This window comes from Micromonospora lupini str. Lupac 08 (assembly GCF_000297395.2).
In the GTDB taxonomy this organism is placed as follows: domain Bacteria; phylum Actinomycetota; class Actinomycetes; order Mycobacteriales; family Micromonosporaceae; genus Micromonospora; species Micromonospora lupini.
In genome coordinates, this window is sequence record NZ_HF570108.1 from 6,641,329 (window position 1) to 6,662,508 (window position 21,180).

16 protein-coding genes and 1 pseudogene are annotated in these 21,180 nt (G+C 71.6%); 12 read left to right on the plus strand and 5 right to left on the minus strand.

The annotated features are described in order from the left end of the window. Positions 1 to 80 precede the first annotated feature (80 nt). Entirely contained in the window at positions 81 to 851 is a 771-nt protein-coding gene (locus tag MILUP08_RS31525) for an ROK family protein (protein ID WP_007465527.1), read from the minus strand. A gap of 62 nt (positions 852 to 913) precedes the next feature. Here MILUP08_RS31525 and MILUP08_RS31530 point away from each other — a divergent pair, with 62 nt between their 5' ends. From MILUP08_RS31530 to MILUP08_RS31540, 3 genes and pseudogenes are all read left to right on the plus strand, one after another. Then, positions 914 to 2,551, plus strand: a complete 1,638-nt coding sequence (locus MILUP08_RS31530) for an ABC-F family ATP-binding cassette domain-containing protein (protein WP_007465529.1) — start codon at positions 914 to 916, stop codon at positions 2,549 to 2,551. A 38-nt stretch (positions 2,552 to 2,589) separates the two neighbouring features. Beyond that, a pseudogene (locus MILUP08_RS31535) lies at positions 2,590 to 2,835 on the plus strand (hypothetical protein); the annotation flags it as partial. Positions 2,836 to 2,980: 145 nt separating this feature from the next. Next, on the plus strand, positions 2,981 to 3,706 hold the full coding sequence (locus MILUP08_RS31540; RefSeq protein ID WP_007465533.1) for a methyltransferase domain-containing protein: 726 nt from the start codon (positions 2,981 to 2,983) through the stop codon (positions 3,704 to 3,706). Between the two features lie 148 nt (positions 3,707 to 3,854). On the opposite strand, the gene MILUP08_RS31545 is transcribed toward MILUP08_RS31540, so the two are convergent. After that, complete coding sequence (locus tag MILUP08_RS31545) at positions 3,855 to 4,877, minus strand: LacI family DNA-binding transcriptional regulator (protein ID WP_007465535.1); 1,023 nt, start codon at positions 4,875 to 4,877, stop codon at positions 3,855 to 3,857. A gap of 147 nt (positions 4,878 to 5,024) precedes the next feature. Here MILUP08_RS31545 and arfA point away from each other — a divergent pair, with 147 nt between their 5' ends. The 5 genes from arfA to MILUP08_RS31570 are packed head-to-tail and all read left to right on the plus strand — an operon-like array spanning position 5,025 to position 10,791. Beyond that, the gene (gene arfA / locus MILUP08_RS31550; RefSeq protein WP_007465538.1) at positions 5,025 to 6,539 is read left to right on the plus strand and encodes an arabinosylfuranosidase ArfA; all 1,515 of its coding nucleotides are present in this window, start codon (positions 5,025 to 5,027) and stop codon (positions 6,537 to 6,539) included. A 58-nt stretch (positions 6,540 to 6,597) separates the two neighbouring features. Continuing rightward, positions 6,598 to 7,926: an ABC transporter substrate-binding protein gene (locus tag MILUP08_RS31555; RefSeq protein WP_007465540.1), complete on the plus strand. Its 1,329-nt coding sequence runs from the start codon at positions 6,598 to 6,600 to the stop codon at positions 7,924 to 7,926. A 6-nt stretch (positions 7,927 to 7,932) separates the two neighbouring features. Continuing rightward, positions 7,933 to 8,901 (plus strand): carbohydrate ABC transporter permease, encoded by a 969-nt coding sequence (locus tag MILUP08_RS31560; protein WP_007465543.1) that lies wholly within the window; start codon positions 7,933 to 7,935, stop codon positions 8,899 to 8,901. Between the two features lie 10 nt (positions 8,902 to 8,911). Then, a complete protein-coding gene (locus tag MILUP08_RS31565; RefSeq protein ID WP_007465545.1) occupies positions 8,912 to 9,769 on the plus strand; it encodes a carbohydrate ABC transporter permease in 858 nt (285 codons plus the stop codon). Next, positions 9,766 to 10,791 carry a glycoside hydrolase family 43 protein gene (locus MILUP08_RS31570; RefSeq protein WP_007465548.1) on the plus strand — a complete coding sequence of 342 codons (1,026 nt, stop codon included), beginning with the start codon at positions 9,766 to 9,768 and terminating at the stop codon, positions 10,789 to 10,791. The genes MILUP08_RS31565 and MILUP08_RS31570 overlap by 4 nt, the downstream gene beginning before the upstream one ends. Positions 10,792 to 10,832: 41 nt before the next feature. Here the strand turns inward: MILUP08_RS31570 and MILUP08_RS31575 are convergent, their stop codons facing one another. Next, positions 10,833 to 12,329 (minus strand): amino acid permease, encoded by a 1,497-nt coding sequence (locus tag MILUP08_RS31575; RefSeq protein WP_007465551.1) that lies wholly within the window; start codon positions 12,327 to 12,329, stop codon positions 10,833 to 10,835. A gap of 295 nt (positions 12,330 to 12,624) precedes the next feature. Here MILUP08_RS31575 and MILUP08_RS31580 point away from each other — a divergent pair, with 295 nt between their 5' ends. Both MILUP08_RS31580 and MILUP08_RS31585 read left to right on the plus strand, forming a co-directional pair. After that, positions 12,625 to 14,283 (plus strand): glycoside hydrolase family 10-like protein, encoded by a 1,659-nt coding sequence (locus tag MILUP08_RS31580; RefSeq protein WP_007465553.1) that lies wholly within the window; start codon positions 12,625 to 12,627, stop codon positions 14,281 to 14,283. A 178-nt stretch (positions 14,284 to 14,461) separates the two neighbouring features. Further along, complete coding sequence (locus MILUP08_RS31585; protein WP_007465555.1) at positions 14,462 to 14,992, plus strand: phospholipase; 531 nt, start codon at positions 14,462 to 14,464, stop codon at positions 14,990 to 14,992. A 100-nt stretch (positions 14,993 to 15,092) separates the two neighbouring features. Here the strand turns inward: MILUP08_RS31585 and MILUP08_RS31590 are convergent, their stop codons facing one another. Together MILUP08_RS31590 and MILUP08_RS31595 are read right to left on the minus strand one after the other, a co-directional pair. Continuing rightward, complete coding sequence (locus MILUP08_RS31590; protein WP_007465557.1) at positions 15,093 to 17,930, minus strand: ATP-binding protein; 2,838 nt, start codon at positions 17,928 to 17,930, stop codon at positions 15,093 to 15,095. A gap of 153 nt (positions 17,931 to 18,083) precedes the next feature. Then, positions 18,084 to 18,296, minus strand: coding sequence for an FmdB family zinc ribbon protein (locus MILUP08_RS31595; RefSeq protein WP_007465559.1), 213 nt, complete (start codon positions 18,294 to 18,296; stop codon positions 18,084 to 18,086). A 596-nt stretch (positions 18,297 to 18,892) separates the two neighbouring features. On the opposite strand from MILUP08_RS31595, the gene MILUP08_RS35035 reads away from it, so the two are divergent. Both MILUP08_RS35035 and MILUP08_RS31605 read left to right on the plus strand, forming a co-directional pair. Then, the gene (locus tag MILUP08_RS35035; RefSeq protein ID WP_237747310.1) at positions 18,893 to 20,065 is read left to right on the plus strand and encodes a lytic transglycosylase domain-containing protein; all 1,173 of its coding nucleotides are present in this window, start codon (positions 18,893 to 18,895) and stop codon (positions 20,063 to 20,065) included. Positions 20,066 to 20,137: 72 nt separating this feature from the next. Further along, positions 20,138 to 21,154 (plus strand): GNAT family N-acetyltransferase, encoded by a 1,017-nt coding sequence (locus MILUP08_RS31605; RefSeq protein ID WP_039906983.1) that lies wholly within the window; start codon positions 20,138 to 20,140, stop codon positions 21,152 to 21,154. The last annotated feature ends 26 nt before the right edge of the window (positions 21,155 to 21,180 follow it).

A 21,180-nucleotide genomic window follows, 5' to 3' on the forward strand; every position in this document is an offset into this window, starting at 1 on the left:
TCCTCGGGTCGCGCCGTCACCTGTTCCGACGCTGGCACAACGCTCGGCGTTTGGCGACTGTTCCCCGGGTCGAATTGGGGTCAGGTGCGGGCGTCCCGGCGGCCGGCGGCCAGCTCCCAGGCGCGGACGCCGCCGACGATCCCGGCCGTGTTCGGCACCACCACCACGTCGTCGCCCATCCGGGCCAGCTGCTCCGGCCGGATCAGCCGGGAGTTGCCCCCGCCCAGGTAGAGCCGGTCCCACCGGAACACCGGGCGCAGCCCGTCCACCACCTGCCGGATCCGCCGGGACCAGAAGGCGTCGCCGAGCCGCCGACGTTCCGGCTCACCCACGTACGTGTCGTAGGTCGTGCCCCAGCGGACCGGCGCGTGCGACAGCTCCAGGTGCGGTGCGAGCACCCCGCCGTCGAAGAGGGCGCTGCCCAGCCCCGTCCCCAGGGTCAACACCAGCTCGCAGCCGGTGCCGGCGACCACCCCCGCACCGTGCACCTCGGCGTCGTTGAGCACCAGCGCGGGCACCCCGAACGCGTCGGCCAGCGCGCCCCGCGCGTCCCAGCCGGACCACTCGGCCTGCAGGTCCGGGTCGACGCGGGAGCGGGGCCCGCTGCGGGTGACGTAGTGCGGGGTGGCCACCACCACCCCGTGCCGGATCATGCCGGGCACGCCAACCGTCAACCGGTCCGCCGTCGGCAGCCGCCCACCCAGCTCCCGCAGGGTCCGGACGAACAGGGCGGGAGGCAGCGGGTACGGGGTCGGCACCCGCAGCGGCCGGGCCCGCATCGTGCCGGCCTCGTCGAGGACCGACGCCTTGATGCCGCCGCCACCGCAGTCGATCGCCAGAGTGGTCACCACGCCGTTGAGTCTGCCCGCTGCCGTCGGCTCTTATGCGAGCAGCCGGATAGGCTGCCGTCCTGATGAGCGCCACGATGATCGTCAAGGACCTGGCCGCCGGGCACGGGGACCGCCCACTCTTCTCCGGGCTGAACCTGGTCGTCGCCCCGGGCGACGTGGTCGGCCTGGTCGGGCCGAACGGGGCCGGCAAGTCGACGCTGCTGCGTACCCTCGCCGGGTTGTTGCCGGTCGAGGCCGGCAGCGTGCGACTCAGCCCGCCCACCGCGAGCGTCGGACACCTGCCGCAGGAGCCGGAACGGCGACCGGGCGAGACGGTACGCGACTTCCTGGCCCGCCGGACCGGGGTGACCGCCGCGCAGGCGGCGCTGGACGCGGCCACCGAGGCGCTGACCGCCGGGGCGGCGGGCGCCGACGACGCGTACGCCGACGCGTTGGAGCGCTGGCTCGCCCTCGGCGGCGCGGACCTGGACGAGCGCGCCGAGCAGGTGAGCGCGGACCTGGGGCTCGCGGTCGACCTGGACCACCCGACGACCGGGCTCTCCGGCGGCCAGGCCGCCCGCGCCGGGCTCGCGTCGCTGCTGCTCAGCCGGTACGACGTGTTCCTGCTCGACGAGCCGACGAACGACCTGGACCTGGCCGGCCTGGAGCGGCTGGAGGAGTTCGTCACCGGGTTGCGGGCCGGCACGGTGCTGGTCAGCCACGATCGGGAGTTCCTCACCCGCACGGTGACCCGGGTGCTGGAGCTGGACCTGGCGCAGCAGCAGGTCAATCACTTCGGCGGCGGCTACGCGGCCTACCTGGAGGAGCGCGAGGTCGCGCGGCGGCACGCCCGCGCGGACTTCGAGGAGTACGCCGACACCAAGGCCGGCCTGGAGGCGCGGGCCCGCACTCAGCGCGGCTGGATGGAGAAGGGCGTGAAGAACGCCCGCCGCAAGGCCACCGACAACGACAAGATCGGCCGCAAGTTCCGCAGCGAGTCGAGCGAGAAGCAGGCCGCCAAGGCCAAGCAGACGGAACGGCTGATCGAACGGCTCGACGTGGTCGAGGAGCCCCGCAAGGAGTGGGAGCTGCGGATGGAGATCGCGGCCGCGCCCCGCGCCGGCGCCGTCGTGGCCACGCTGCGCTCCGCGGTGGTACGCCGGGGAGGGTTCACCCTCGGGCCGGTCGACCTCCAGATCGACTGGGCGGACCGGGTCGCGGTGACCGGGGCGAACGGTTCGGGCAAGTCCACCCTGCTGGCCGCGCTGCTCGGGCGGCTGCCGCTGGACTCCGGCACCGCCTCGCTCGGGCCGGGCGTGGTGGTCGGCGAGGTGGACCAGGCCCGGGGGCTGTTCCTCGGCGACGCGCCGCTGATCGACGCGTTCCACGCGGCCGTACCCCACATGTCGCCGGCGGACGCGCGGACCCTGCTGGCCAAGTTCGGGCTGCGTGCGGCGCACGTCCCACGGCCGGCGGCCACCCTGTCCCCCGGCGAGCGGACCCGCGCGGCGCTGGCCCTGCTCCAGGGTCGCGGCGTCAACCTGCTGGTGCTCGACGAGCCCACCAACCACCTGGACCTGCCCGCGATCGAGCAGCTCGAATCGGCACTGGCCAGCTACCCCGGCACGCTGCTGCTGGTCACCCACGACCGGCGGATGCTGGCCGCCATCGAGACGAACCGTCGGCTGCGGGTCGACGCCGGGCGGATCGCCGAGGATTGATCCGTGCCCACAGGGCGGCGCGGGGTGAGAATGACGCCATGCTCAAGTGGGAGTACGCCCTGCTGGTCCGCCGCCGCCAGGCGGCGACCAACGACCTCGGCTGGGAGGTCGTCTTCGTCTGGTACGGCCCGGACGGCTCGATGGTCGACGTGACGCCGTACGGCGACACCGCGCTGGCCCACCTGAACCGGGCCGGTGACCAGGGCTGGGAGTTGGTCGCGATGAGCGAGGACCCGTCCCTGCCCGGCAACAACGAACTGCACCGCTACCACCTCAAGCGGCCGAAGCCCGCCGCTCCCCCGCCCCGGCAGCGGATGCGCGGCGGAGGCCGACCGGGCCGCCGTACCCTCTCGGGTTGATCCCGACTCGCTCCCTGAACGCGGCATACCGGGCGGGATTAGGGGTAACGCGCGGCGGGAGGTGGCCCGAATGGTCGCTTTGGCACAGACTCCGCCCTCGGCCGACCGGCTGCGGTTGATCGACGAATCCCTCGCGCAGGCGTGGGCGGACCAGGTCCGGCACGACGACCGACTGCGCGGCCTGGCGGTCGAGGTGCGCTTCGACCGGGGGGTCGCCCACCTCAGCGGCGAGGTGGCCGAGCCCGGGGAACTCCGGCTGGTACGCGACCTGGTGGGACGGCTGGCCGGCGTCTACGGCGTCTGGTGCCGGGTCGGCGTCGGGGGGCGGGAGCCGGTGGTGGTGGACCTCGGCTGCGGGCCGACCAAGCAGTGGTCCGGAAACCTCGGGCTGGACATCTTCCCCGCGCCGGGAGTGGACGCGGTGGCGGACCTCTCCGGCTCGCTACCGCTTGCCGACAACTCGGTGGACGTCCTGTTCGCGGTGCACATCCTGGAGCACCTGATCGACTTCCTGCCCCTGGTGGACGAGTGTCACCGGGTGCTGCGCCCGGGCGGCGTACTCCATGTCATGAGCCCCTGGTGGGGGCATGTCAACGCGGTGGCCGACCCGACCCACGTCCGGCTGATGGACGTGCAGACGTTCAAGGGGATCTGTCAGCTCCGCCCGCCGGGCACCCCGCGGTGGTACCCGCTGCACGCGGGCTGCGACGGCGCCTCCATCTTCGCCGACCTGACCCCCCTCCCACCCGATGCGGCCCCAGCACCCCCCACCCACCTGGCCCGCTTCTTCGACTAGGGCCTGTTTCATAAGGGCGGTCGAGCCGAGGCGGAGTCCGGGCGGCGATCCGGCAAGGCGCGGTGTCGTCCGGATACCGGTGTTGTATCCGGACGACACCGCAACGCCGCCGGTCGTCGTCCGGACTCCGCCGCAGGCCGGCCAGTCCTTATGAAACAGGCCCTAGGGACGTTTGGGTCGATTCGCGTAGTTCCAGGTGGTGGGGGGCCTTGAGTTCCTTCGCCGGGGCGGCGCGGTCGCCGTCCAGGCGGTTGGCGAGGAGCTCCACCGCCAGTTTTGCGATCCGCTCCTTGTCCGGGGCGACAGTGCTCAGGGTCGGGATCGAGAACCGGCCGTCCTCGATGTCGTCGAAGCCGACCACCGCCACGTCCTCCGGCACCCGCAGGCCGGCCTCGTGCAGGGCGCGCAGGGCACCCAGGGCGAGCGTGTCGTTGAAGCAGAAGACGGCGTCGGGGCGTACCCCCGTGGTGAGCAGGCCGCGCATCGCGGCCGCGCCGTCGGCGCGGTGCCAGGCCGGTGCGGGCGCCACCAGGGCTTCGTCGTAGGTCAGGCCGGCGGCGCGGAGTGCCTCGGCGTAGCCGGCCAGGCGCAGTCGGGCGCTCGCGCCCTCGTCGGTGCGCTGCGAGCCGATGGCCGCGATCCGGCGGTGGCCGAGCTGGATCAGGTGATCGGTGATCTCGCGGGCGGCGGTCACGTTGTCGATCACCACGCGGTCGGCCGGGCCGTGGTCGACCCGCTCGCCGAGCAGCACCATCGGGGTGCCGTCCAGGCCGGCCAGGTCCTCGGCGGTGAGCGCCAGCGGGCTGAAGATCAGCCCGTCGATCAGGTGGTCGGTGATGCCGGAGGCGACCACCCGTTCCTGCTCGCGCCGGCCGCCGGTCTGGTCGATGAGAACCGTCCAGCCGTAGTCGGCGGCGGCGGTGACCACGTAGCGGGCGAGTTCGGCGAAGTACGGGATGTCCAGTTCCGGCACCGCCAGGGCGATCACCCCGGTACGTCCCTTGCGCAGGTGGCGGGCGGAGAGGTTGGGCCGGTAGTTCAGCTCGGCGATGGCCTCCTCGACCCGGGCCCGGGTGTCCGGACGTACGTGCACGTACCCGTTCACCACGTTCGAGACGGTCTTCACCGAGACGCCCGCCCGTTCGGCCACGTCCTTGAGCCTGTGTCGCACGCCGCAACCTCCCCGATGTAACCCAGCGCACCATACCTCGTCACCAGCTCTTTACAACGTTGCCTACAACGTTGTAGAAACGAGGGACGCCGGGTGGGCGGTGACTGCGGTCACCCGGTTTCCAGCACCGAGGAAAGGTGACATCCCTTGCGGACCGCGCAGCTGACGATCGACCCGGCCTTCTCGATCGGGCCGGCCGACCGACGTCTCTTCGGCTCGTTCGTCGAGCACATGGGGCGGTGCGTCTACGGCGGCATCTACGAGCCCGGCCACCCCAACGCCGACTCCCGCGGCCTGCGCCGCGACGTGCTGGAGCTGACCCGCGAGCTGGGCGTCTCGGTGGTCCGCTACCCGGGCGGCAACTTCGTCTCCGGCTACCGCTGGGAGGACGGCGTGGGCCCGGTCGGCGACCGGCCGCGCCGGCTCGACCTGGCGTGGAAGACGATCGAGACCAACGCCTTCGGCCTGGACGAGTTCATGACCTGGGCCGCCGAGGCCGGTGTCGAGCCGATGATGGCCGTCAACCTGGGCACCCGGGGTGTCCAGGAGGCGCTCGACCTGCTGGAGTACGCGAACCACCCGGGCGGGACGGCGCTGTCCGACCTGCGGCGCAAGCACGGCGCCGAGGACCCGTACGGCGTACAGCTGTGGTGCCTGGGCAACGAGATGGACGGCCCGTGGCAGGTCGGCCACAAGACCGCCGACGAGTACGGGCGGCTGGCCGCCGAGGCGGCGCGCGCGATGAAGATGATCGACCCGTCGATCAGCCTGGTCGCCTGCGGCAGCTCCAACCGGCGGATGCCCACGTTCGCCGCGTGGGAGGCGACGGTGCTGGAGCACACCTACGAACACGTCGACTACATCTCGGCGCACACCTACTACGACCCGTCCGACGGTGACCAGGCCAGCATCCTGGCCTCGGCCGTGGACATGGACAACTTCATCACCGAGGTCGTGGCGACCGCCGACCACGTGGCCGCCAAGCAGCGGCAGAAGCGCAAGCTGAAGATCTCGTTCGACGAGTGGAACGTCTGGTACGAGTCCCGCCTCCAGGCCGACCTGGACCGGCGCGGCTGGGTCGAGGCGCCCGCGCTGATCGAGGACGACTTCACGGCTGTGGACGCGGTGGTGGTCGGCGACCTGCTGATCACCCTGCTCCGGCACGCCGACCGGGTCGGGGTGGCCGCCCAGGCCCAGTTGGCAAACGTGATCGCGCCCATCCGCACCCGCAACGGCGGCCCCGCCTGGCGGCAGAGCATCTTCCACCCGTTCGCGCTGACCGCCCGCTACGCCCGGGGCACCGTGCTGCGCACCGAGCCGGTGTCGCCGCGCTACGACACGAAGAGGTACGGGGACGTGCCGGTGCTCGACACGGTCGCCGTGCACGACGAGGAGACCGGCGAGCTGACCGTCTTCGCGGTCAACCGCGGCTCCGAGGACCTCCCCCTCGACCTGGACCTGCGCGGCTTGCCGGGTATGTCCGGTCTGTCATTCCAGAGCATCGCTGCCGGGTCTGACCCGTCGGCGACGAACACCGAGGCCGAGCCCGACCGGGTGACGCCGCGGGAACTGCCCACCCCCACCCCCGACGGCGGCCGGTGCACCGTGCGCCTGCCCGCCGTGTCGTGGAGCGTGCTGCGCTTCGGCCCGACCGGCGTCTGATGTCGTACCGGTTCTGCAGGCACAATTCATCCCGTCCCCCTCCAAGGAGAGATAAAGCATGATCCAGAACGACATGAGCCGGCGGCGCCTGCTCGGCCTCGGTCTCGGAATCGGTGCCGCGGCCTCGCTGACCCTCGCCGGCTGCGGCGGTGGCGACAGCACCTCCGGGCCGGCCGCCGGTAACGGCGGCAAGGAGTACACCGGCCCGAAGGTCGACCTGAAGCTGTGGAACGGGTTCACCGGCGGCGACGGCGACATCTTCAAGGCGCTCGTCAACCAGTTCAACACCGAGCACAAGAACATCGCGGTGTCGGTGGCCACGTACCAGTGGGAGGACTACTACAACAAGCTCCCCGGTGCGGCCTCCAGCGGCAACGGCCCGGACATCGCGGTCATGCACATGGACCAGCTCGCCACCTTCGCCGCCCGCGGCGTGATCACCGAGCTGGACGACGTGGCCAAGAACCTGGAGCTCTCCGAGGGCGACTTCGCCCCGACCGTCTGGAAGGGCGGGATCTACAACAACAAGCGGTACGGCATCCCGCTGGACATGCACCCGCTGGGCTTCTACTACAACAAGGCCGTCATGCAGAAGGCCGGCCTCGACCCGAACAAGCCGCCGACGACGAAGGACGAGTACACGTCGGCCCTGGTCGAGCTGAAGAAGGCCGGTGTGCAGGGCTTCTGGGTCAGCCCGTTCCAGTTCACCGGCGGTATGACCTTCTACTCCCTGCTCAACCAGTGGGGCGCCACCCTCTTCGACGCCGAGGTGGCCAAGGCGACGTTCAACTCCGACCCGGCGATCGAGGCGTGCACCTGGCTGGTCGACATGATCAAGCAGGGCTACTCGCCGGCCAACGTCGGCCAGGACGCCGACTACCTGTCGTTCAAGAGCGGCAAGAACGCCTTCACCTGGAACGGCATCTGGCAGATCAACGACCTCAAGAAGAGCCCCGAGGTCCAGTGGGGCGTCGCCCCGCTCCCGCAGATCGGCAGCAAGCCGGCGGCCTGGGCCAACTCGCACAACTTCACGATCGTGAAGCAGCGGGCCAACGACGCCAACAAGGTCTCCGGGGCGAAGGTCTTCATCAACTGGCTGAGCCAGCACTCGCTGGACTGGGCCAAGGGCGGGCAGATCCCGGCCCGCAAGGAGGTCCGTGAGGGCGCCGAGTTCAAGGCGCTGCCGGAGATCTCGTCGCTCGCCCCCGAGCTGGAGTACGCGGCCTTCCCGCCGGCGGCGCCGGGTCTGGGCGAGGTCATGACGACCTTCTACAACTCGTTCAACGAGGCCGCGCTGGGCAAGAAGACGCCCAAGCAGGCGCTCGACGACGGCGTGTCCAAGGCCAACCGGCAGCTTGAGGACAACCGCAAGAAGTACGGGAGCTGATAACCCGTGGCGGACGTGATCGAGGTCGGGGCGGCGCGCGGTGACGCGCCGCCCCCGGCGGCCAACGCAGCCCGCCGCCGGGGCGCCTCGGCGCGCCGGACCGGCCGGGCGACGCCATACCTGTTCCTCGCCCCGTACCTGGTGCTGTTCGGGGTCTTCGGCCTGCTGCCGATCATCCTCGGCCTCTGGCTGAGCGTGCATCAGTGGGACTTCCAGCTGCCCAACCGACCCTTCGTCGGGCTGGACAACTACAAGCAACTGTTCTCCAGCGACTCGGCGGTCTACGGCGACTGGTGGCAGAGCGTCCGGGCCACCGCGATCTTCACGGCGCTGTCGGTGCCGCTGCTGGTGGTCGTACCGCTCGGGCTGGCGCTGTTGTTGAACCGCTCGTTCCCGGGCCGCACCTTCTTCCGGGCGATCTACTTCGCCCCGTACGTGCTGGGCGTGGCGGTGATCGGCCTGCTCTGGCGGTTCCTGCTCGACGCCAACCTGGGCCTGGTCAACCGGCTCCTCGGAGTCGTCGGGCTGCCGTCGGACACCCCGTGGGTGACAAACATGCCGTGGGCGTGGATCTCCCTGGTCGGGGTGACCGTCTGGTGGACCTCGGGCTTCAACGCGGTGATCTACCTGGCCGGCCTCCAGGACATCTCACCGGAGCTGTACGAGGCGGCCCGGATGGACGGGGCCAGCGCGTGGCAGCGGTTCCGCAACGTCACACTGCCCGGACTGCGGCCGGTGCTGCTCTTCGTGATCACGACGACCGTGCTCGCCTCGGCGAACATGTTCGGCCAGTCGTTCCTGATCACCCAGGGGACACCCGGCACGGAGACCCGCACGGTGGTGTGGTTCATCGTCGAGGAGGGCCTGCGCAACAACAACGCCGGTCGCGCCGCCGCGATGAGCATCGTGTTCGCCCTGCTGCTGGCGGTCGTGAGCATCGCCAACTTCCGCCTCTTCCGCTACAAGGAAGACTGAGGGGATCGCCATGACGACGCCCACGCCGACCGCCAACGGCTCCGGATCGGGGCCGCGCCGGGTCGGGCTCTACGCCATCCTGGTCGCGCTGACCCTGGTCTTCCTGGTTCCGCTGGTGTGGATGGTCATCACCTCGTTGAAGACCTACACGGCCGCCCAGGAGATCCCGCCGAGCTGGCTGCCGAACCCGCTCTCGGGGTACGGCTACGAGCAGATCCTCAACAACTCGGCGAACCCGGTGCTGCGCTGGTTCCTCAACAGCATGGTCGCCGCCACGCTGCACTCGCTGCTGGTGCTGGTGACGGCCTCGATGGCCGCGTACTCCCTGGCCCGGTTGCGGTTCCGCGGACGCGGGGTGACCTTCGCCTTGATCGTCGGGACGCTGTTCATCCCGCCGACCTCGCTGATCATCCCGAACTTCCTGATCGTCGACCAGCTCAACTGGATCGACACCCTGGCCGTGGTGGTGGTGCCCGGCGCGGCAAGCGCGTTCGGGGTGTTCTTCCTGCGGCAGTTCTTCCTCTCGCTGCCCAACGAGCTGGAGGAGGCCGCCACCCTCGACGGCGCCAACCAGTGGCAGATCTTCTACAAGGTGGTGCTGCCGCTGTCCAAGCCGGCGCTGGCCACCCTGGCCGTGCTGTCGTTCCTGACCAACTGGAACGACTTCCTGTGGCCGATCTTCGTGCTGTTCAGCCCGGAGAAGTTGACGCTGCCGCCGGGCCTGGGCCTGCTCCAGGGCTCGTACGTCACCGACTACCCGGTGATCATGGCGGGCGCGGTGCTGGCGAGCCTGCCGGTGCTGATCCTGTTCGTGCTGGCGCAGCGGCACATCATCCAGGGCGTCTCCCGCAGCGGTCTGAAGGGATGACGCGGGCGTTCCCCCGGCGGGTCGGCGCGGCGGCGGTCACTCTCGCCGCCGCGCTGCTCGTTCCGGGCTGCACCGGCGACAGCGAACCCACCCCCACGAGCAGCGGGAGCGACTCCAGCATGTTCACCAACCCGGTCGTACGCACCGACGCCCCGGACCCGCAGGCGATCCAAGTGGGCGACACCTGGTACCTGTTCCACACCAACTCCGGCGGCCGCAACGTCCCGGTGCTGACCTCGACGGACCTGGTCGACTGGACCGAGGCCGGGGACGCCCTGCCGGCGCTGCCGGACTGGGCGGACCCCGGTAAGACCTGGGCGCCGGAGGCCATCCAGCTCGCACCGGACCGCTTCCTGCTCTACTACACGGTCGCGGGCCGGGAGTCCGGTCGGCAGTGCGTCGGGCGGGCGGTGGCCGGCGCGCCGCAGGGGCCGTACCGAGACGACGCGGCCGGTCCGCTGATCTGCCAGGCCGACCTGGGCGGGGCGATCGACGCCAGCCCGTTCCGGGACACCGACGGCAGCCTCTGGCTGCTGTGGAAGAACGACGGCAACGCGATCGGGGTGGACACCTGGCTCTGGTCGCAGCGCCTCGCCGACGACGGCCTGACCCTCGTCGGTGAGCCGACGAAGCTGCTCAGGCAGACCGAGCCGTGGGAGGGCACCCTGATCGAGGGGCCGTTCTTCCACCGCCAGGACGGTCGGCTGCTCCTGTTCTTCGCCGCCAACGCCTACGACCGGGCCGAGTACGCGGAGGGCTACGCGGTCTGCGAGAGCCCGTCCGGGCCGTGCGTGAAGGCGGCCGAGAACCCGATCCTGAAGAGCAACGCGGCCGCCTCCGGGCCGGGCCACGCCTCGATGGTGGTCAAGGACGGGCGCACCTGGCTGCTGTACCACGCCTGGCCTCCGGGCCAGGAGGGCAGCACGGACCCGGGCCGTCAGGTGTGGCTCGACGAGGTGACCTGGGTCGACGGCAAGCCGGTCGTGAAGGGCCCGACCGGCGAGCCGCAGTCCCGCCCCTGAGCTGAGCGTGCGGAGGGGCGTTCGGCCCCTCCGCACGTCGGTCAGGCGCTCGACTCGCGGGGCGCCGGGGCGACCGCCGGTTCGTGCCGAGCCAGCCGGTTGCGGCGGTAGCCGTAGCCGAAGTAGATGATCCCGCCGAGCAGCATCCAGGCCAGGAACCGCAGCCAGGTCTCCACCGACAGGTTGAGCATCAGGTAGAAGCAGGCGAGCGCCGAGACGATCGGCAGCACCGGGGAGAACGGCACCCGGAACGGCCGCTCCAGGTCCGGACGCTTGCGGCGCAGGATCGGCACCGCGATCGACACCAGCACGAACGCGCAGAGCGCGCCGATGCTGACCAGGTCGGCGAGCGCGGAGAGCGGCAGGAAGCCGGCCAGCAGCGCGACCGCCACCGTCATGATCGCCGAGATCCGGTACGGGGTGCCCCAACGCGGGTGCACGGCCGCGATCGCGGGTGGGATCAGCCCGTCCCGGGCGATGGCGAAGCCGATCCGGCCCATCGCCACCAGGTCGACCAGGATGACGCTTGTCAGGCCCGCGACGGCGGCGATGGAGACGAGCGTCGCCGCCCAGCCGGCGCCCACCGACTCGAACGCCGACGCGATGGGGGCGCCACGGTCGATCTCGGTGTACGGCACCATGCCGACGACCACCAGGGAGACGCCGATGTAGAGCACTGTGGAGATCAGCAACGTGCCGAGCAGACCCAGCGTGAGGTCCCGCTTGGGCTTGCGCGTCTCCTCGCCCAGGTTGGCCACGGCCTCGAAGCCGGTGTACGCGAAGAAGACCACGGCGGCGGCACTGAGCACCCCGACGAAGCCGAAGACCGACGGCTCCAACCCGAAGAGCGCCTGCGTGACAGGCTGCTTGATGCCGTCGTCACCGCTGCCGGCGGGCTCGGCCGCCGGGATGAACGGGCTGAGGTTCGCCGCCTTGACGAAGAACAGGCCGGCGACCACCACGAACACGCAGATCGCCACCTTGACCAGCACCAGCAGGTTGGTGACCCGGGCGGACTCCCGGATGCCGATGATCCCCACGATGCCCAGGATCAGCACGATGGCGATCGCGCCGATGTTGACGGTGCTGCCCTCCTCACCGAACCACCGGGTCGGCAGGTCGAGCAGCTCGGCGAGGTAGCCGGACCAGCCGCGGGCCACCACCGCCGCGCCGAGCGCGAACTCCAGCAGCAGGTCCCATCCGATGATCCAGGCGACGATCTCGCCCATCGTGGCGTACGCGTAGGTGTAGGCGCTGCCGGCGGTCGGCACGCTGGAGGCCAGCTCGGCGTAGCAGAGTGCGGCGAGCAGGGCGACCACGCCGGCGATGGCGAAGGAGATCACCACGCCCGGACCGGCGCTGTCGCGGGCCTCGATGCCGGTGAGCGTGAAGATGCCGGTGCCGATCACGATGCCGATGCCGAAGCCGGTGAGGTCGATGGCGCCGAGCCGCCGCTTGAGCCCGAGCCGGCCGTCGGTGCCGTCGGCGTCGCCCTGGGCTATGACGTCCTTGATCGGTTTGGTTCGCAGCACGGACATGCGCTCACCCCTCCCCACCGTGCGGCCACCACCGCAGCGGCCGGCGATCGGGGTTGCTACCCAGCGGCGGGTTCCCCCAATCGTGCTGGCCCGATGACGAGCTGTGCGAGGCCGGTCACGGGTAGCAATCAGACGATCGACCCGGTAACCGACTGTCGCACCGATCTGGCGCGAGACCCTTGCGGCGAGGACCCGGAGTATGAAAATTTCCTTCTAGGCGCAGATAGGCAGCGGCGAATCTTGCCGATCCCTGTCGCCCCTGCGCACCGGGAGCCCCAACGAAGGGACACACCGCATGAAGGCACCTCGACTCGGAGCGGCCGGGCTGGTCGCAGCCCTGCTCGGCACGCTTGTCGCCGCCGCCCCCGCCAACCCCGCGAGCGCCGCGACCGATGCCGCCACCACCACCTGCGTCACCGACCCGGCCGTGCCGAAACGACAGTTCCGGGCGATGTGGATCTCGTCGGTGGTCAACATCGACTGGCCCAGCAAGGCGTCCCAGACCAGCCCGGACCGGGTCGCCGCCCAGCAGGCCGAGTACCGGCAACTGCTCGACCTCGCCGAACGGCTGCACCACAACGCCGTCGTGGTGCAGGTCCGGCCCACCGCCGACGCGCTCTGGCCCTCGCCGTACGAGCCGTGGTCGGAGTACCTGACCGGCGTGCGCGGCCAGGACCCGGGCTGGGACCCACTGGCCTTCCTCGTCGACGAGTCGCACAAGCGCAACCTGGAGTTCCACGCCTGGTTCAACCCGTACCGCGTCTCCATGCCGGCCCCCGGCGGCGCCGGCGCCGACCTCGGCCAGCTCGCCCCCGGCCACCCGGCCCGGCAGCACCCGGACTGGACCTTCGCCTATCCGCCGGCCGGCGTGGCCGGCAGCCGGCTCTACTACAACCCCGGCATCCCCGAGGTCCGCGAGTTCGTCCAGACCGCGATGATGGACGCGGTCCAGCGGTACGACATCGACGGCGTGCACTTCGACGACTACTTCTACCCCTACCCCAGCGGCACCTGGCAGGTGCCCGACGACGCCACCTTCGCCGCGTACAACAGGGGCTTCACGGACCGGGCGGACTGGCGGCGGGACAACATCAACCTGCTGATCCAGGAGATGAACGGCAAGATCAAGGCGGCGAAGCCGTGGGTGAAGTTCGGGGTCAGCCCGTTCGGCATCTGGCGCAACAAGACCGCCGACCCGCTCGGCTCGGACACCACCGGCAGCCAGTCGTACGACATCATCTCCGCCGACACCCGCAAGTGGATCAAGCAGGAGTGGATCGACTACGTGGTGCCGCAGCTCTACTGGTACATCGGCCAGTACCCGGCGGCCGACTACGCGCGGCTGGTCCCGTGGTGGGCCGAGACCGTGCGCGGCACCCGTGTCCAGCTCTACATCGGCCAGGCCGACTACAAGAGCGGCGACCCGGCGTACGGGCCGTACTGGCAGAACCCGCGTGAGCTGTCCGACCACCTGACGCTCAACCGGTCGTACCCCGAGGTGCAGGGCAACGTGCACTTCTCGGCCGTCCAGGTGCGGGCCAACCGGCTCGGCGCCACCGACATCTACGCGGCCGAGCACTACTCCCGCCCGGCCCTCGTGCCGGCCATGCCGCACCTGCCGGCCAAGCCACTGCTCCTCCCGGTGGTCACCAGGGCAGCCCGACAGGCCGACGGAGTACGGCTGACCTGGCGCCAGCCCGCCGACGGCGTGGGCCCGCTGGGCACTGCCACGTCGTACGCGATCTACCGGTTCGACGGCACCACGCTGCCCGCGCGGTGCGCGACGGCGGACGCCACGCACCTGGTCGACACCGTCCGGGCCACCCCCGGCGGCGTCCAGTCCTGGGTGGACACGTCGGCCGAGCCCGGGCGGCGCTACACCTACCAGGTGACCGCGCTGGACCGTACCGCCAACGAGAGCCCGGCCAGCCCGCCGGCGTTCGTCAGGCGCTGACCCGTTCATCCGCGTGCCCCGGGCGTTTCGTACGCCCGGGGCATTCGCCTGTTTCGACACATGTCACCAATAGTTGGCGAGACGCATTCCGGCTGGTCGATCCCTTGATCGAAACTTGTCGACATCCGGTGACCCGCCGGTAACTTCCGTCCCACCGCTCACCCCGCGGAGGTCACCCGTGCCCCGACGTCTCGCCACCCTGTTCGCCTCGGGCGCGCTCGCGCTGCTCGCCACCCTCACCGTCGCCTCCCCCGCCGCCGCCGTCACCCCCGCACAGAAACTGTCCGTGCTGTCGAGCTGGACCCAGACCAGCGCGTCCAGCTACAGCTCGTGGAACAGCGCCCGCGTCAACCGGTCCCCCTGGGCCGAGTACGCCTTCGACTGGTCCACCGACTACTGCTCGTCCAGCCCGGACAATCCGCTCGGGTTCACCTTCAACCTGGGCTGCTACCGGCACGACTTCGGCTACCGCAACTACAAGGCGGCCGGTCAGTTCTCGGCCAACAAGGCCCGCCTGGACAACGCCTTCTACGCCGACCTGAAGCGGGTCTGCGTCACGTACAACACGGTGGTCCGCCCGGCCTGCTACAGCCTGGCCTGGACGTACTACCAGGCGGTCCACATCTTCGGCTCGGTGGCGGCGGTGCAACAGGCCGACATCGACCGCGCCGCCCGAATGAAGGCCGAAGCCGAAGCAAACGCCCGCTAACCCCACCCCACCCCACCCCACCCCCCACGCGGTGATCATGAAGTTATTGCCCGTCCGCCCGGCGTGTCGCGGCAATAACTTCATGATCAACGGCGAGAGGTCAGGCGCGTTCCGTTCGGCTCGCGGGGTGGGCGGGGTGGGCGGGGGGTCGGGTGTGTTGTTGGGACAGGTCGGTGCTGAAGCGGGTCGAATCCGCTGCCAGGTCCGGGTGTTCCACGTCGAGCGCCAGCGCCACGGCCTCGTCCAGGCCCATCTCGGCGCCCTCCCCGTACGCGTCGTCGAACGCCGCGTCACCCGCCATCGACCGCAGCTCCGCCTGCTGGTCGGCCCAGTAGCCGCCGTAGATGCCCGGTGTCGCTCGCATGCTCGCCCGGGTGGACTGCGCCGCCCCGAATAGCCGCGCGGCGGTCAACCGGTCCCCACCGAGAGCGCAGCGCACCGCTATCGCGTTGAGCGTGTCGCAGGCCCGGCCGTGGTAGCCGTGACCCATTCGCGAGCGCAGCGCCACCAGCAGGTGCTCGTGCGCGGCGATCACGTCGCCCCGGGCCAGCGCGACCATCCCGAGCAGCATGTCCACCGAACGTCGGCCCCGCTCGACCGGCCGGGCGGCCTCCACCGGACGCGCCGCCCCCAGCAGTTCCGCCGCCTCGTCGAGCGCGCCGCGCCGCCACAGCAGCTCGGCCAGGCTGAACACCGCGAACAGCGCCTCGCCCACCACGTCCTGCCCGTGCGCCCAGTCGATGACCTCCCGACAGACCCGCTCGGCCTCGAAGAACTGGCCCATGTCCACCAACGGCGCAGCCCGGCCGGCGAGCACCCGGGCCAGCAGCCCGGCGTCACCCGCCTGTCGGGCGGCCGCCTCCGCCCGCTGCGAGTAGCGCAACTCCTCCGCGAACTCGCCGTCGGCGCCGGCGTGCAGCGAGTGCATGTGGTACGCCGCCGCCAGCTCCGCGTCCGGGATCCGCTCGCCGGTCTCGGCGATCCGCCCGTACAACCGGAACAACCAGAGCCGACCCTCCCGGGCCAGCCCGCGCTCACGCCACCACTGGTCCAGTCCACCGGTCAGACGGAGACCGGCACGGGCGCTGCCGCCCGTGGCGCACCACCGCAGCGCGGCCCGCAGCTCGTCGGCCAGCGGGTCGAGGGTGTAGAGCGACAACGTCACCGGTCGGCCGTCCGGGCCCAGGTGCGCCCGCTCCAACGCGTGCGCCGACCAGGCCACGTGCCGGTCCCGGGCTGCCTGCTCCTCACCCGCCTCGGCCAGCCGCCGCGCCGCGTACGCCCGGATCGGATCGAGCATCCGGTACGAACTGCCGGCGGCCCGCGGCTCGGCCAGCACCATCGACTTGTCCACGAGCACCGACAGTGGATCCAGCGGATCGTCACCCAGCAGCCACTCCACCGTCGGCAGATCCACCGGCCCCGCGAAGACCGCCAACCAGCGCAACAGCCGCGCCGCCCGCGGCCCCAACGTGCGGTACGACCAGGTGACCGTCGCCTGCATGGTCAGGTGCCGTTCGGTGGCCGAGCGCTGCACGGCCCTGCTCGCCGGGGTGGGTGGCGGCGTCCCGATCGCCGCGGCCACCAGGTCCACGGTGTCCTGCTGGTTGCCGGACCAGCCCCGCTCCACGGGCGGCGGATCCGGATCCTCCCGGCCGGCGTCAAGCGTGCCGAGGACGTCGTCCAACCGTTCGGCGAGCTGACCCACGGAGAGCACCCGCAGCCGGGCGGCCGCCAATTCGATGGCGAGAGGCAGCCCGTCCAGCCGCTGCACCACCCGGCGCAGGTCGGCCGACTCGGACGGGTCGGGCCGCCGACCGCCCCGGGCCGCGGCCGTGCGGTCCAGCAACAGCGCGACCGCGTCGCTCTCCACGCCGTCCGGGCGGGGATCGACCGAGAGCGGCGGGATCCGCCACACCACCTCGCCGGGCAGGCTGAACGACTCGCGGCTGGTCGCCAGCACCCGCACGCCGCCCCCGCCGGAGAGCAGCCGCGAGATGACCTCGCCGCATGCTGCCGGTTGCGTGTCGCAGGTGTCCAGCACGACAAGCATCCGGCGGGCGGCCGCGTACTCGACGAGGGTGTCCAGCATCGGGCGGCCCGGCTCGGGCCGCAGCCCGAGCACCGCGGCGATGGCGAACGCCACCAACCCCGGGTCGGTCACCGCGGCGATGTCGACGAACCACACCCCGTCCGGGTACGCCTCGACCACACCACCGGCCAACTCCACGGCGAGCCGGGTCTTCCCCGCGCCGCCCGCGCCCAGCACGGTGACCAGGCGGTGCTGCTCCACCAACCGGCCCAGCTCGGCGCGCTCGACCTGCCGCCCGACGAACGAGGTCACCTGGGTCGGCAGGTTGTGCGCCACCGCGTCGGCGGTACGGGGGCGGGGGAACTGTCGCTCCAGGCCGGGCGCGACCAGTTGGAACAACCGCTCCCGGTCGTCGAAGCCACGCAGCCGGTGCAGGCCCAGGTCGAGCAGGGTGGCGCCCGGGGGCAGCGGATCGGCCCGGCGAACAGTGGACGCCGAACAGAGCACCTGCCCGCCGTGCGCGGCCGCCGCCACCCGGGCGGCCCGGTGCACCTCGGGGCTCGCGTACTCCCCGTCGCGAGGCTCGGCGTAACCCGTGTGCAGGCCCATCCGCACCCGGGGCGCGGCCTCCGCGGTGGGCCAGTCGTGGCTCGCCAACGCCCGCTGGGCGGTCAGGCAGGCGGTCAGGGCCGCCGCCGCGTCGTCGAAGGCCAGAAAGAACGAGTCGCCCTCGGTCAGCAGCTCCGCGCCACCGGTGGCGGCCAGGGTGCGGCGCAGCAACCGGCGGTGCTCGGCGAGCACCGGGCGATAGTCCGCGCCGAGCAGTTGGGCCAACCGGGTCGAGCCCTCGATGTCGGTGAACACGAAGGTCACCCAACCGCTCGGGAGCTGGATCCGTGGCGACATGCGTGAAACCTCCGCCCGTGACGTCGGGTTCATGCTGCCTGACTCCGAGCGGTCACGCATCGTGAGAACGGCCGGGCACGTGCCGCCTCAAGGTGCCACTCGAACCCGTTCCCGGCAAGGCCGGCCCACCGGCCGGCCGCCGATACGCCCGGCTCAGCAGCCGCAGGCGCCGCCGCAGCAGCCACCGCCGCCAGCGGGAGCTTGCGCGCCACCAGCGCCCCGACCGGTGACCGACACCGCCGAGAGCAGCTTGACCGTGTCGATATGGCCCTGCGGGCAGGTGGCCGGCGCGCCGGCCTCCGCCATCGGGCGGTTGACCTCGAAAGTGTCGCCGCAGGCGCGGCAGCGGAACTCGTACCGGGGCATGACGACCAGGGTACGTGGGCCTGCCGCCTGCCGGGGAGATGAGTGATACTCGACGGGTGGTGGACGGCGAGGACAAGACGCGTGTGCAACCGCTCCGGCCGGCCGCGCCGCTGGACGGGCCGCTGGCCGAGTCGGGTGCCGCGCCGGATCCGGTGCCCGCGGCGGTGCCCCGCCCCCGCCGGCCCTGGCTCAGCGGCGGCACGACCGACGCGAAGACCAGGACCCCCGCGGCGCCCGTGACCACCACGGCGGCCGTCCCGCCGAGCGTCGGCGCCAAGACCGGTGACCAGCCGGGAGACACCGCCAGCGGCGACCTCACCGCGGCGAAGACCTCTTCGGACACCACGGCCGCCGCGCCGACCGTCCCAACCGATGCGGCCGCCCCAACCGCCGACGCCGACGCGGCCGACCCAACGGTCGATGCCGCCGGGGACGCCCCAACCGTCGACGCCGCCGATGCGAAAGCCGAAAGCGACGACGCCGAAGCCGACGACGCGAAGCCCGGGAGCCCGAAGCGCGACGACGCCGAGGGCGACACCGCGACGACCGACGACGCGAAGGTCGCCGGTCCGAAGGGCGACGACGCGACGGCCACGATCGCGGCGGGTGCCACCGCGAAGACCGACACCGCGAAGACCGACACCGCGAAGACCGAGAGCCCGAAGGCCGACGGCCCGAAGGGCGACGGCCCGAAGGCCGACGGCCCGAAGGGCGACGCCGCGACGGCCACGATCGCGGCCGGCGCCGCCGGCGGCGACCTGACGGCGACCAGGGTGGACGGTGTCGCAGTAGTGCCGGCACCCGAACGTGGTCGTCGGCGGCGGGTGCCGTTCGCACACGCCGTACGTCTGCCACCGCCACGTCAGGCCGCGGTGACCGCCGCCCGGGCGACCCGTGCCTGGGCCCGCCGACCCAGCGGTCGACTCACGGTCCCGGGGGTCTTCCTGCTGACCCTGGTGGCCGCGACCGCCGCGGCCGGGGCGTTGCTCGTCCCGGCGACCATCCGCGGGTCCCGACCGGTGGCGGCCGACGTCACGGCGGCGCCGACAGTGGCTCTGCCGCCGGCGGTGCCGCTCGACCCGCAGCCCACCGGCCCTCTGCCCACCGGGCCGATGCCTACCGCGCCGCTCCCCACCGGAGCGTTCCCGAGCGGTGGCATACCGACCGGGCCGGCCGTCGGGCCGACGGCCGGCGGCCGTCCATCGGACTCCCTGGCCGCTTGGGCGCAGCAGGTCGCGGCCAAGGTCAACATCCCTGCGACGGCCGTGCAGGCGTACGGATACGCCGAGCTGATGCTCGCCCAGACCAACCGCAGTTGCGCGTTGAGCTGGACGACGTTGGCCGCGATCGGCCAGGTCGAGTCCGGGCACGGCTCGGTCAACGGCGCGCGGTTGGGGTCGGACGGCAAGGCGCTGCCCCGGATCATCGGGCTGCCGCTGGACGGGAACGGCGGCCGGATGCGGATCATCGACACCGACCGCGGTGCCCTCGACAAGGACAGCACCTTCGACCGCGCGATCGGGCCGATGCAGTTCATCCCCACGACCTGGCAGGAGATCGGCGCGGACGCCGACGGGGACGGCGTCAAGGACCCGCACGACCTGGACGACGCCGCTCTGGCGGCCGGCAACTACCTGTGCAAGGGCGGCCGCAACCTCAGCATCCCGGGCGACTGGTGGAACGCGATCCTGTCCTACAACGATGTACGCCGGTACGCCCAGGCCGTCTACAACACCGCTGACCGGTACGGACGGGCCAGCCGCACGTGATGTGATCGTCCGCGTACATTGGAGAACTGGACACTTCCCCCGAGCAGCCGTTAGCGGCAAGCTAGACGGGTGATGGTGCGCGAGTGGGACCCCAGGACCGCCTCGTCCGCCGAGATCGCGTCGCTGCTGACCGCGCTTAACGCGGTGCTGGCTGCCGACCTGCCGCAGGACCCGCCATGGCGGGAGACCTCCCTGCGGGAATATCTCGGCGAGGTCATGCCCGGTGAGCGGCGGATCTCCTGGCTCGCCCAGGCCGAGCCGGGCGATCCGGGCGAGACCGGCACCGTTCTCGGGCAGGTCCACGTGCTGCTCCTCGGCGACATCGGGGTGCTCGAGGTGCTGGTGCACCCCTCCGTACGACGCAACGGTCTCGGCCGTGATCTGGTGCTGCGCGCGGCCCGCCGCGTCTACCAGGAGGGTTTCCAGTCGATCGGGGTCGAGGTGGTCGGCGACACGCCGGCGGTGGGCTTCTACGAGTCGCTCGGCTTCACCCGGGAGTACGTGGAGACGCGCAGCGTACTCGACCTGACCTCGGTGGACTGGGTCGAGCTGACCGAGATGGCCAGTGGGATCGGCGCGGGCTACCACCTGGAGTTCTACCCCGGTGGGCCACCGGACGACCTGATCGAGTCGTACGCGCGGGCCAAGGCCGAGGTGCGCGACGTCGACGACGGCGAGTTGCGTCCCAGCTCGTACGACCCGGAGCGGCTGCGGGACAGCCTGGACACCCTGCACCGGCGGGGCATGAAGCCGTACATCGTGCTGGCCCGGCACGAGCAGAGTGGCGAGGTGGCCGGCCTGACGGAGGTCGTGGTGCCGGCGCAGCACCCGACCCGCGCCGACCAGTACGACACGATCGTCGCGCAGGACCACCGGGGTTACGGCATCGATCGGGCGATCAAGGCGCGGATGCTGCTGGAGCTGCGCTCCGCCGAGCCGGAGCTGGCCGAGGTGCAGACCTGGAACGCCCAGGCCAACGAGGCGATGCTCAAGGTCAACGCGGAGCTGGGCTACCGGCCCGACCGGGACTGGTGCGAATACAGCGTCGACGTCGCCGAGCTGGTGCACCGCATCGACCAGCCCCGCTGAGGAAGTTCACGAAACTGTCCGGTGGG